Below are 12274 nucleotides of genomic sequence, written 5' to 3' on the forward strand. Positions count from 1 at the left end.
CGATAGAGTTACGGCGGTCATGGCGGAGGGGAAACGCCCGGTCACATTCCGAACCCGGAAGCTAAGCCCTCCAGCGCCGATGGTACTGCACTCGTGAGGGTGTGGGAGAGTAGGACACCGCCGGACAATCTTCCAGTCGAGGGCCGCCCCAGCAGGGTCGGCCCTCGACTGCGTAGCGCCACAGATGGCGCAATCAGGAAGGATGTACCCGTGAGTTCAGGACCGCAGGGCGGCGACCGCCCCCGTCGTTACGACGACCGCACCGATCGGTCGGGCGAGCGTGACCGCGCGCCGCGGCGTGACGACCGCGACCGGGCGCCGTACCGCGGCGACCGGGACGACCGCGGCGGCCCGCGCGGGTACGACCGTCGGGGCGGCGACCGCCGTGAGGGCGGCTTCCGTGGCGGCGACCGCCGTGAGGGTGGTTTCCGTGGCGGTGACCGCGAGCAGGGCTTCCGCGGGGGTGACCGCCGCGAGGGTGGCTTCCAGGGTGGTGACCGTCGTGAGGGCGGTTTCCGTGGCGGTGACCGCCGTGAGGGTGGTTTCCGCGGTGGCGACCGTGACCGTGAGGGCTTCCGGGGCGGCGAGCGCCGCGAGGGTGGCTTCCGGGGCGGCGAGCGTCGCGAGGGTGGCTTCCGTGGCGGCGACCGCCGTGAGGGTGGTTTCCGTGGCGGTGAGCGCGAGCAGGGCTTCCGGGGCGGCGAGCGTCGCGAGGGCGGTTTCCGCGGTGGTGACCGTGAGGGCTTCCGTGGCGGTGAGCGCCGCGAGGGTGGCTTCCGGGGCGGTGACCGCGAGCAGGGCTTCCGCGGTGGTGACCGTGACCGTGAGGGCTTCCGCGGCGGTGAGCGTCGCGAGGGCGGCTTCCGTGGTGGCGACCGAGAGGGCTTCCGGGGCGGCGACCGCCGCGAGGGTGGCTTCCGGGGCGGTGAGCGTCGCGAGGGCGGCTTCCGGGGCGGTGAGCGTCGCGAGGGCGGCTTCCGCGGCGGTGACCGTCGCGAGGGCGGCTTCCGCGGCGGTGAGCGCCGCGAGGGCGGTTTCCGTGGTGGCGACCGTGACCGAGAGGGCTTCCGGGGCGGCGAGCGTCGCGAGGGCGGCTTCCGCGGCGGCGAGCGCCGCGAGGGCGGCTTCCGCGGCGGTGAGCGTCGCGAGGGCGGCTTCCGCGGCGGTGACCGCCGCGAGGGCGGTTTCCGCGGCGGTGAGCGCCGCGAGGGCGGTTTCCGTGGTGGCGACCGTGACCGAGAGGGCTTCCGGGGCGGCGAGCGTCGCGAGGGCGGCTTCCGCGGCGGCGAGCGCCGCGAGGGCGGTTTCCGCGGTGGCGACCGTGACCGAGAGGGCTTCCGGGGCGGCGAGCGTCGCGAGGGCGGCTTCCGCGGCGGCGAGCGCCGCGAGGGCGGTTTCCGCGGCGGTGACCGTGACCGAGAGGGCTTCCGGGGCGGCGAGCGCCGTGAGGGTGGCTTCCGTGGTGGTGACCGGGAGCAGGGCTTCCGCGGCGGCCGCCGCGAGGGCGACGACCGGCGTACCGAGGGGGGACCGGGCCAGGAGCGGGTCGCGGCGCCGGCGCTGCCGGACGAGATCGTCGCGACCGACCTGGACAAGGACGTCCGCGCCGAGCTGCTCTCGCTGGCCAAGCCGGTCGCCGAGACGGTCGCCCGGCACCTGGTCGCGACCGGCCAGCTGATCGACGACGACCCGGCCCAGGCGCTGGCGCACGCGCTGGCCGCCCGCCGGCTGGCGTCGCGGATCGCGGCCGTTCGGGAGGCGGTCGGCCTGGCCGCGTACCACGCTGGTGAGTGGCAGACCGCGATCGCCGAGCTGCGCACGTACCACCGGATGACCGGCCTGCAGAGCCACCTGGCCGTGCTGGCCGACTGCGAGCGCGCGCTGGGCCGTCCGGAGCGGGCCATCGACCTGTACCGCGGCGCGGACCGGAACACGCTCGACCCGGCCACCGCCATCGAGCTGCTGATCGTGGCGGCGGGTGCCCGCGGCGACCTGGGCCAGAAGGACGCGGCCGTCGCCATGCTCCAGGTGCGTGAGCTGACCAGCGAGGCGACCGAGCCGTGGGCCGCGAGGCTCCGCTACGCGTACGCGGACGCGCTGCTGGCGGTCGGCCGGCGCGAGGAGGCCCGGGAGTGGTTCTCCCGTGCCGCCGAGGTGGACACCGAGGGCGAGACGGACGCCGCGGAGCGGCTGCTGGAACTCGACGGCGTGACCATTGAGGGCGACGACGAGGACGAGGAGTCGGCCGACGACATCGCGGCCGGCCCGGGCGCGCCCGGCGCCGTGCCGGCCCGGCCGGATGCCGACCTCGCGGGCACGGACGACGACGAGGACGACGACCAGGACGTCGACGACGACGAGTCGGACGACGAGGACGACGACTACGACGAGGACGACGACGACTACGACGCGTCCGACGACGACGACCGGGACGACGACGACCGGGACGACGACGACTACGACGACGACCGGGACGAGGACGAGTCCGACGACGAGGACTACGACCAGGACGAGGACGCGGACGACGAGCCGGCGGCGACCGGAGCGGACGACGCGCCCCGGACGACCGGCGGCGGCCCGGTGACCGACGAGGACGCGGCCGGCCGGGGCGGACCCGACGACCCCGACCTGGCGGCGCGTGCCGGAGCGGAGGCTCCGGTCGACGACGAGACCGGCCCGGCGGTCCGGTGACGGTGGACGCCGGGGCGCGGCTGGTCGACGGGTACGCCCAGGTCGTCTTCGACCTGGACGGCGTGATCTACCTGATCGACCGGCCGATCCCCGGCGCCGTCGAGGCGGTCGGCCGGCTGCACGGCGAGGGGCGTGCGGTCGCGTACGCCACGAACAACGCCTCCCGCCGGTCGAGCGAGGTCGCCGACCTGCTCACCGGCATGGGTGTGCCGGCGCGGCCGGAGGAGGTCCTGACCAGCGCCGCGGCCGCCGCCGAGTTGCTGCGCGACCGGCTTCCCGCCGGCGCCCCGGTGCTCGTGGTCGGCGCGGAGGCGCTGCGCGCGGAGATCGCCGCGGCGGGCCTCAGCCCGGTCGACCGGGCCGACGAGGGGCCGCGCGCGGTGGTGCAGGGGTACGGGCCGCAGGTCGGCTGGGCCGACCTGGCCGAGGCGACCGTGGCGGTGCGGGCCGGCGCCATCTGGGTCGCCACCAACACCGACCGCACCCTGCCCAGCGGGCGTGGCCCGTTGCCGGGCAACGGCGCCCTCGTGGCGGTGCTGCGTACGGCGCTCGGGCGGGACCCGGACGTCGTGGTGGGCAAGCCCGAGTCGGCGCTGTTCGCCACCGCCGCCCGCCGCGTCGACGGGGGCCGCACGCTGGTGGTGGGCGACCGGCTCGACACCGACATCGAGGGCGCCCGGCGGGCCGGGCTGGACAGCCTGCTCGTGCTGACCGGCGTGAGCGACGTCCCGGAGCTGCTCGCGGCGGAACCGGCGCGGCGCCCCACGTACGTGTCCCGGGACCTCGCGGGACTGTTCGACCCGGCGGCCGTCGTGCGGGTGCCGGGCACCCCGGAGGCCGGCGGCTGGTCCGTGGTCGTAAGGGACGGCGCTCTCGACCTCAGCGGCGCGGGACGGCCCTTGGACGCCCTCGCCGCGCTCTGTGCCGCGGCCTGGGCCTCGGCACCGCAGGTGGCGACGGTCCGCGCCGGGTCACCGGACGCCACCGACGCGCTGGCCACGCTCGGCCTCCCGGCCTGAGCGTTGCCGAGGTAGCCGCCGAAGCGGCCGACGAGAGGACCGCGGGCCCGGCGGGACACGTCGCCCGGCTCAGAGCATCTTGCGCAGCTTCATGAGGTCGAACGGGTTGGCCTTGATCGAGACCCGGCGGGAGGCCACCGCGCGGGCGATGTCGAGGTCGCCGCGGACGAGCGCGACCAGGTCGTCGCTGCTGATGCTCAGTGCGATCTTGGCCTTCGGGTCGTCACCGTCGGTCAGGTCGACCAGGCGTCCGTCGGTCAGCCGGCCGTGGAACGCCGTCTCGAGGTCCGTGATCCGGCAGGCGAGTGTCCGGTCCAGGTCGACGCGTTCCCGCACCGCCTCGGCGTTGCGGTCCAGCCGGGCGGCGAGCTCCTGCAACGCCTGCCGACACTCGTCCACGCTGGCCACCCGCCGCCTCCTCACGCACGCCACGCCGTCCCCGGCACCGTACCGCACAGGGCGGTCCGGGGTGCCCGGTAGCGTGACACCTGCACACTGCCGCCCCGCGGAAGGACTCAGGCATGCAGGACGCGTGGCGCGCCTACCTCGAGCTGGCCATGGGCCTGACGGAGGCGCCCCGGAAGAAGGCTCAGGACGTGGTGCGTCGTGTCGTCGGCTCAGGAGGCGCGACCGCCTCCCAGCTGCAGGCGCTCGGCGAGGAACTCGTCTCCACCGGCATGGCGAACCGTGACGCGCTGACCAAGCTCGTCCGCTTCGAGGTCGACCGGGCGCTCGGCGCCGTCGGGCTCGCCACCGCCGAGGAGGTCGCCGACCTGACCCGTCGCGTACACGAGCTGGAGCGGCAGCTGCGCGAGGCGCGCGCGGCCGGCACCGCGGGCACCGGAACGGCCCCGGGCGCGACCGCGCGGCAGCCGTCCGCGGCCCCGGCCGCGCCCCCGCGCGCGCCCGCCCCGGTCACCGCCGCGCAGAGCGGTCCCGAGCCGTCGACCCAGGGCGGCCCCGCACCGTCGGCCCAGGGCGGCCCCGCACCGTCGGCCCAGCGCGGCCCGGAACCGGCCCCCGAGCCGGGGGTGCCGCCGGCGCCCGGCCCGGTCCCGTCCACCGGGTCGCTGTCCGCGCCGGTGTCGCAGCCGCCCGCGAAGAAGGCGGTCGCGAAGAAGGTCGCCAAGAAGGCCGTCGCGAAGAAGGCCGTGGCCAAGAAGGCCGAACCGGGCAAGGCCGTGGCCCGCCGGACGCCGGGCACGGTCAGCACCACCGACGGCGAGGCCGAGCCGGCCCGGCCGCCGAAGAAGGTCGCCCGCAAGCCGGAGCCGGGCGGTGCCGCATGACCCGTCCGAGCCCGCGGAGCCGGTCGTGACCGGCCCCTACCGCCCGGGGCCGCCGCCCGGCGCCCGCCCCGGCCCGCCGCCCGCCGGTGTGCCGGCCCGTCCCGGTCCGCCGCCCGGCGGTGTGCCGGCCCGCCCCGGCCCGCCGCCCGCCGGTGTGCCGGCCCGTCCCGGTCCGCCGCCCGGCGGTGTGCCGGCCCGTCCCGGCCCGCCGCCCGCGCGCCCGACCGCCGTCGACGACGATCCGGACGAGCGGGGGCACCCCGCGGTCGACGCGGCCGTCCAGGCGATGATCAACGCCTCCTCGCTCGCGCCGGCCGACCAGATCGCGCAGTACGAGGCCGCCTACGAGACGCTGCGCGAGACCCTCGCGAGCATCGACCAGGCCTGAGACCGGAGAACCGATGGCACGACGCAACCGGCTGGACGCCGAGCTCGTCCGCCGTGGCCTGGCGCGCTCCCGGGAACAGGCCGCCGCGCTGGTGGAGGCCGGCCGGGTCCAGCTGCGCGGGGTGCCGGCCCGCAAGCCCGCCGCGATGGTCGACCCGGCCGACCCGCTGCTCGTCACCGGCGAGGACCCGGTCTCGGAGTACGTGTCGCGGGGCGGCCACAAGCTGGCCGGCGCGCTGGCCGCGTTCGGCGGGCTGCCGGTCACCGGCCGGCGGTGCCTGGACGCGGGGGCGTCGACCGGCGGCTTCACCGACGTGCTGCTGCGTGCCGGCGCCGCCGAGGTGGTCGCCGTGGACGTCGGCTACGGCCAGCTCGCGTGGCCGCTGCGCACCGACGAGCGGGTACGGGTCTTCGAGCGGACCAACGTCCGGTCCCTCACCCCGGAGGAGATCGGCGGGCCCGTCGACCTGACCGTGGCGGACCTGTCGTTCATCTCGCTGCGGCTCGTGCTGCCGGCCCTGGCCGGGTGTACCCGTCCTGACGGCGACCTCGCGTTGATGGTCAAACCGCAGTTCGAGGTCGGCAAGGAACGCGTCGGCGCGGGCGGGGTGGTCCGCGACCCGGAGTTGCGCGCCGAGGCGGTGCTCGACGTGGCGGTCGCCGCCGCGCAGCTCGGGCTGGGCCTGGCCGACGTGGCCGCCAGCCCCCTGCCGGGGCCGAGCGGCAACGTGGAGTTCTTCGTATGGTTACGCCGGGACGCGCCACCGGCCGACCCGCAGCGGGTGCGGGCGGTGGTCGCGGCCGGGCCGCAGGGGCCCGGCACACCCGGCGACGTGCCGGGCACGGCGACGGAGGAGGTCGCAGGGTGAACGCGAGCAGCGGGCGTGGCGCCGCGGGCCGGACGGCCCGGACGGGCGGGAGGCGGGCGCGGTGAGCCGGACGGCCCTGCTGGTCACCCACACCGGCCGTCGGCGCAGCACCGAGCACGCCCGGGCGGTCGCCGCCGACCTCATCGCCGCGGGCTTCGAGGTCCGCGTCGTGGCCGAGGAGGCCGAGGACCTGGACCTGCCGGGCGTCGTACCGGTCACCGGGCCGCACGCCGCCGAGGGCGCCGAGATCGTCTTCGCGCTGGGCGGCGACGGGACGTTCCTGCGTGCGGCGGAACTGGCCCGTCCGGCCAAGGCGCCGCTGCTCGGCATCAACCTCGGCAAGGTCGGCTTCCTCGCCGAGGCCGAGATCGGCGACCTGGACAGCGCCGTCCGCGACGTGGTCGGGCGCAACTACACCGTCGACGAGCGGCTCACCCTCGACGTCACCGCCGAGTTCGAGGGCGGGCCGACCATCGAGTCCTGGGCGCTCAACGAGATCAGCGTCGAGAAGGGGGAGCGGGCCCAGATGCTCGAACTCCTGGTCGACGTGGACGGCCGGCCGCTGTCGCGGTACGGCTGCGACGGCGTGGTGTGCGCCACCCCCACCGGCTCCACGGCGTACGCCTTCTCCGGCGGCGGGCCGGTGGTCTGGCCGGAGGTGGAGGCGCTGCTGCTGGTGCCGATCAGCGCGCACGCCCTGTTCAGCCGGCCGTTGGTCACCGCGCCCACCTCGACGTTCGCGATCACCGTCGACCCGTTCACCACCCTCGCGGTGATGAGCTGCGACGGGCGGAGGGTGTACGACCTGCCCCCGGGCGCCCGTGTGACGGTGCGCCGCGGCGCGCTGCCGGTACGCATCGTGCGCCTGCGGGACCGCCCGTTCACCGACCGGCTGGTGGCCAAGTTCGGCCTGCCCGTGCAGGGCTGGCGCGGCTCGCGCAGCTGACCGGCCGGCGTCCACCGGCAGGCCGCCCCGACCTCCGGGGTGGCCCGTGGCGTCGCGTTCCTCCAGGCCCGACGGTCGGTCATCCGCCGGTCACCCGGGCGTACGGTCGCCGTCGCCCGCGTGTCCACCTGGCGACATGTCGCCGGTGCGGCGAGCCGCGGCTAGTGACCGCGAGGTGATCTCCGTCGCAGACTCCGATCGGTCGCCCCTGACGGGTGCCGATCCTGGAGTAGAGGAGCGCATCGCATGCACTGGCCTTCCCGCTGGCTCGCCGCCGGCGCGGTCGGGGCGTTGGTGGTCGGGCTCGCCGCACCGGCGTCCGCCGACCCGCCCGCCCGGCCCGCCGGTCCCGACCCGGCACCGCCCGCCCCGGGCGCCGCGTCCGCCCGGATCACCCTCATCACGGGCGACCGGGTCGACCTCGTCCAGGCCGCGCCCGGTCGCGTCGCGGCCACCGTCCACCCCGGACCGGGCCGCGAACGGGTCACCTTCCACACCGTGTCGGCCGACGGCGGGCTGCGGGTGCTGCCCAGCGACGTCGTGCCGTACGTCTCGGCCGGCGTGCTCGACGCCGACCTGTTCGACGTGGAGGAACTCGTCGCGCAGGGGTACGGCGACACCGCGCAGGGCAGCCTGCCGCTGATCGTCCGCTACCAGGAGCCGGCCGCCGGTCGGGTCCGGCCGCTGGCCGGCGCCACCGGCGCGACGCCGCTGGAGAGCATCAACGGCGCCGCCCTGCGGGTCGGCAAGGACGACCTCGGCGGGCTGTGGAGCGCCCTGCGGGCCGCGCCGGCGGCGCGTACGACCGCGGGCGCGCCGGTCCGGCTCGGCGCCGGCATCGCCCGCGTCTGGCTCGACGGGCGGGTCCACCCGGCGCTGGAGCACAGCGTGCCGCAGATCGGCGCGCCGGCGGCCTGGGCGGCCGGCCGGGACGGCAGCGGCGTCCGGGTCGCGGTGCTCGACACGGGCGTCGACGACACGCACCCCGACCTGGCCGGGCGGATCGCCGAGGAGCAGGACTTCAGCGGCACCGGAAGCGCGAGGGACGGGCACGGCCACGGCACCCACGTGGCGGCCACCATCGCGGGCAGCGGGGCCGCCTCCGGCGGGCTGCGCAAGGGCGTGGCGCCCGGCGCGAAGCTGCTCATCGGCAAGGTGCTCGACGACTCGGGCTCCGGCTACGACTCGTCGATCATCGCCGGCATGGAGTGGGCCGCCCACTCCGGCGCGAAGGTCGTGAGCATGAGCCTCGGCGGTGCGCCGACCGACGGCACCGACCCGATGAGCCAGGCCGTCAACGACCTCACGGCCGAGACGGGCGCGCTCTTCGTGATCGCCGCCGGCAACGAGGGCGCCGCGCGGACCGTGGGCTCACCGGGCGCAGCCACCGCGGCGCTCACCGTCGGCGCGGTCGACCGGAACGACGACCTGGCCGACTTCTCCAGCCGCGGCCCCCGGGTCGGCGACAACGGCCTGAAGCCGGAGATCACCGCGCCGGGCGTGGGGATCGTGGCGGCCCGCGCCGCGGGCACCACCATGGGTACGCCGGTGGGTGAGGCGTACACGACGGCGTCCGGCACGTCGATGGCCACCCCGCACGTCGCGGGCGCCGCCGCCATCGTCGCGCAGGAGCACCCCGACTGGCCCGCCGGCCGGCTCAAGGACGCGCTGGTCAGCACCGCGAAGAACAACCCGGAGCTGACGGTCTTCGAGCAGGGCGCCGGCCGCGTCGACGTGGCCCGGGCGTTGAGCCAGCGGGTGTACGGCTCGGCCACCGCCGACTTCGGCCGGCTCGCCACCGGTGCCGCGGCTGCCGAGCGGACCGTCACGTACACCAACGGGACCGGTGCGGCGCAGACCCTGCGCCTCGCGCTGGAGCTGCGAAACCTGGACAGCGGCGCCGCGGAGACCGACGGGGTGTCGGTCGGTGCCACCGAGGTGACCGTGCCGGCCGGCGGCAGCGTGGCTGTCCCGCTGCGGGCCGACCCGGCGAAGCTGGACCGCGGCCCGCACGGCGGGTGGCTGGTGGCCACCGGCGCGGACGGCGTCGCCGTGCGCACCGCCGTGGGGCTCACCCTCAGCGGCCCGATCCACACCGTCACCCTGCGGGCGCTGGACATGGCCGGCGAGCCCGGCGTGGCGCCGGTGCTCACCCTGTTCGGCGAGCATCCCGAGTCGGACCACCTCGGCTGGATCCCGGGCGAGGCGCAGGTGCAGGTCGAGGAGGGCCCGTACCTGCTGGAGGGCCTCATCGAGCACGGCGCGCCGCTCGACGAGCAGGTCACCCTGGTCACCGACCCGGAGCTGATGGTGGACCGGGACCTCACCGTGGTCCTCGACCCCCGCAAGGGCACCCCGATCCACATCGAGACGCCGAAGCCGGCCGAGCAGCGGGCGGCGATCAGCTTCTACGAGCACCGCGTCTTCGGCAACGGCCGGCAGATCGACCACGGCGTGATGACGTTCAGCACGGTCCAGCAGGTCAACGTCACGCCGACGCGACCGGTGCGCCAGGGCGAGTTCGAGTTCTCCTCCCGCTGGCAGCTGGTGGCGCCCATGGTGGACGCCCAGGTCAGCAAGGTCACCGGGCCGCTGGACATCAACCTGCTGCACCAGTCTCCGGCGCCTGCCGGCCGGCGGAAGCTGCCGCTGGTCTGGGCGGGCGACGGCACCCCGGCCGAGCTGGCCCGGGCCGGGGTCCGGGGGAAGGCGGCGCTGGTCGCCGGCAGCTACGACCGCGCCGAGGAGGACCAGATCGCCGACGCCGCGGCCGCGGGCGCCGCGACGCTGCTCATCGTCCGTCCGTCGGACAGCAGCGCGTGGACGGTGTGGCGGCCCGACGGCGAGCGCCTGCCGATCCCGTCGCTCGTCGTCGCGTACGACGACGGGCAGCGGATGATCCCGGCCGCGAAGAGCGGCCGCGCGACCCTGGACCTGACGCTGACCGTGGACAGCCCCTACCTGTACGACGTGTGGCAGGTGTCGAAGGGGCGGGTGCCGGACCGGATCGTGCACCGGGTGACCGCGGCGAACACGGCCGAGGTGACGGCCCACTACGGCGAGACCGGCGGGCTGGACTGGGCCACCGAGCAGCGCTTCGGCTGGCGGCCGTGGCAGGAGTACTCCTGGAACGACGACCAGCGGATGGTGCGTACCGGCACCACCCGGCAGGAACTCGTGAGCGCCGGTGACTCCTGGTGGCAGCAGCGGGTGCTGCACCGGCTCACCTGGTCCTGGGGGCCGCTGCTCGGCGGGCTGACCGAGCAGCCCCGACGGTACGACGCCGACGACCGGGTCACCGAGACCTGGCACGCGCCGGTGGTGCGCCCCGCGGTGCCGGCCGGCGGCGGGGTGCCGGTGCCCACGCGCACCGGGGACGTCCTCGACGTGCCGGTGGCCGAGTTCGTCGACGCCGCGGGCCACTACGCCCCGGCCGGCGGCGCCGAGGAGCAGGACACCGTGGTACGCCGGCTGAGCCGGGACGGGCAGCAGATCGCCGACCTCTCCGGCGGCTGGGCGCCCGTGCCGACCACCCCGGGCTCGGCCCGCTACCGGCTGGACGTCACCACGCAGCGGTCCTCCGACGAGTGGCGCCGGGCCACCCGCACGGAGACGGCCTGGCAGTTCACCTCCGCCACCCCGGCGAAGGACACCGCCCAGCCGCTGCCGCTGCTCCAGGTCGACTACCAGGTCCCCGCGGACCTGCGCGGCGAGGTGCGCGGCAACCGGCCGCACCAGCTGGGGCTCACCCTGCGCCAGCCGGCCGGCGTGCCGACGCCGGAGGGCACCGGCGTGCGGGTCGAGGTCTCGTTCGACGGCGGGACGACCTGGCGGGCGGCGCCCGTGAAGGGGTCGGGTACCCGGTTCACGGCGACGGTGCCCGCCGGGCACGGCACCGTGTCGCTGCGGGTGCACGCCGCCGACCGCGCCGGCAACAGCGTCGACCAGACCGTGGTCGACGCGTACGGGCTGCGCTGACGCGCACGGGGGTGGTACGGCCGCGGCCGTACCACCCCCGCCCGGCCCTGCCCGGATCCCTCAGATCCAGCCCCGCCGGGAGGCCTGGAAGGCCAGGCCGGGCCGGGTGTCCACGCCGGCGGCCGCCATGAGGTCGGCCAGCCGCCGCTGCACGGTGCGGCGGCTCACCCCGAGCTGGGAGGCGATGGACTTGTCCGGCACGCCGGCCACGAAGAGCGACAGCAACCGGGCCTCGTCGGCGTCCGGGCGGTAGCCGTCCGCGGCCCGTTCCTGGGCGGCCGCGGTGGACGAGCGCAGCGGCGTGGCCATCATCCAGTGGCTCTCGAACAGGGCCAGCAACGCGTCGAGCAGTTGGCTGCGGCCGATCACGGCGGCGCTCGGCTCGCCGCTGTCGCGGTCCGGCACCAGCGGGCAGACGGCCGTCCGGCCGTCCACGATGGCCAGCCGGACCGGCAGGCGGTCGAGCACGCGGGCCTGCTCGCCGGCGCGTACGCCCTGCTCGACGTCCTCCAGCGCGCCGGGTTCGAGGAGCATCTCGCGCTCGTAGATGGCCCGGTAGCGGACACCGCGGGCCAGCGCATCGAACTCCTCGAGGTTGTCCTGCCCCGGCATGGCCAGGGGGTTGGCCCGGCAGAACCAGAGCACCTCGGCGCGCGCGCCGTTCTGCAGGTCGCGCAGGCGTTCCCGCAGCGCGCCGGCGCCGGTGATCACTTCGACCAGGTGAGCGGCGTCGTGCCGCCGTACCCCGGCCCGGTACTCGTCGGTCAGCTGGTTGACCGCCGCGCGGGCGGCCTCCAGGGACTCCTGCTTGCGCAGCAGGGCCGCGCCGAGCGGCACGTCGGGCGCCAGTGGCCGCAGCGGGGCGTCCGGATCCGGGTCGGCCGGCGGCACGAGCCCCTTGCGGCGCAGGCCGTCCAGCCGTGCCTCGATCTCGGCCCGTGGCCGGCGCAGCCGCTCGACCAGCTCGTCGATCCGCGCCACGGTGAGCTGCACCAGGCAGCGGTAGACCTCCTCCTCGCCCGGGGGCAGGCCGATCACCTCCAACACGGGGCAGAACTGTACGGCGCGGCCGACGCGGCCTCGCCGGCTGGTCAA

The 12274-nt window shown here is 76.4% G+C and carries 9 protein-coding genes and 1 rRNA gene; 8 read left to right on the plus strand and 2 right to left on the minus strand.

Annotated features, from left to right (window positions below; translation table 11 throughout):
- Positions 1-9 precede the first annotated feature (9 nt).
- From rrf to D7193_RS32165, 3 genes are all read left to right on the plus strand, one after another.
- Positions 10-126: ribosomal RNA gene (gene rrf / locus D7193_RS32150) — 5S ribosomal RNA — on the plus strand.
- A 1485-nt stretch (positions 127-1611) separates the two neighbouring features.
- Positions 1612-2691 carry a tetratricopeptide repeat protein gene (locus D7193_RS34475; protein WP_377456385.1) on the plus strand — a complete coding sequence of 360 codons (1080 nt, stop codon included), beginning with the start codon at positions 1612-1614 and terminating at the stop codon, positions 2689-2691.
- The gene (locus D7193_RS32165) at positions 2688-3710 is read left to right on the plus strand and encodes an HAD-IIA family hydrolase (RefSeq protein ID WP_120783448.1); all 1023 of its coding nucleotides are present in this window, start codon (positions 2688-2690) and stop codon (positions 3708-3710) included. The genes D7193_RS34475 and D7193_RS32165 overlap by 4 nt, the downstream gene beginning before the upstream one ends.
- Positions 3711-3779: 69 nt before the next feature.
- On the opposite strand, the gene D7193_RS32170 is transcribed toward D7193_RS32165, so the two are convergent.
- A complete protein-coding gene (locus D7193_RS32170; protein ID WP_120783449.1) occupies positions 3780-4118 on the minus strand; it encodes an SCP2 sterol-binding domain-containing protein in 339 nt (112 codons plus the stop codon).
- A gap of 113 nt (positions 4119-4231) precedes the next feature.
- Here D7193_RS32170 and D7193_RS32175 point away from each other — a divergent pair, with 113 nt between their 5' ends.
- From D7193_RS32175 to D7193_RS32195, 5 genes are all read left to right on the plus strand, one after another.
- Complete coding sequence (locus tag D7193_RS32175) at positions 4232-4999, plus strand: phasin family protein (RefSeq protein WP_120783450.1); 768 nt, start codon at positions 4232-4234, stop codon at positions 4997-4999.
- A 121-nt stretch (positions 5000-5120) separates the two neighbouring features.
- A complete protein-coding gene (locus D7193_RS34780) occupies positions 5121-5387 on the plus strand; it encodes a hypothetical protein (RefSeq protein ID WP_377456384.1) in 267 nt (88 codons plus the stop codon).
- Between the two features lie 13 nt (positions 5388-5400).
- Positions 5401-6255 carry a TlyA family RNA methyltransferase gene (locus D7193_RS32185; protein ID WP_120783451.1) on the plus strand — a complete coding sequence of 285 codons (855 nt, stop codon included), beginning with the start codon at positions 5401-5403 and terminating at the stop codon, positions 6253-6255.
- A gap of 61 nt (positions 6256-6316) precedes the next feature.
- Positions 6317-7201, plus strand: a complete 885-nt coding sequence (locus D7193_RS32190; RefSeq protein WP_120783452.1) for an NAD kinase — start codon at positions 6317-6319, stop codon at positions 7199-7201.
- Positions 7202-7447: 246 nt separating this feature from the next.
- Positions 7448-11179 carry a S8 family peptidase gene (locus D7193_RS32195; RefSeq protein WP_120783453.1) on the plus strand — a complete coding sequence of 1244 codons (3732 nt, stop codon included), beginning with the start codon at positions 7448-7450 and terminating at the stop codon, positions 11177-11179.
- A 60-nt stretch (positions 11180-11239) separates the two neighbouring features.
- Here D7193_RS32195 and D7193_RS32200 read toward each other — a convergent pair whose 3' ends face one another.
- Positions 11240-12226, minus strand: a complete 987-nt coding sequence (locus D7193_RS32200; RefSeq protein ID WP_120783454.1) for a helix-turn-helix domain-containing protein — start codon at positions 12224-12226, stop codon at positions 11240-11242.
- Positions 12227-12274 lie beyond the last annotated feature (48 nt).

It is taken from the genome of Micromonospora costi (genome assembly GCF_003626655.1).
GTDB classification, from domain to species: domain Bacteria; phylum Actinomycetota; class Actinomycetes; order Mycobacteriales; family Micromonosporaceae; genus Micromonospora; species Micromonospora costi.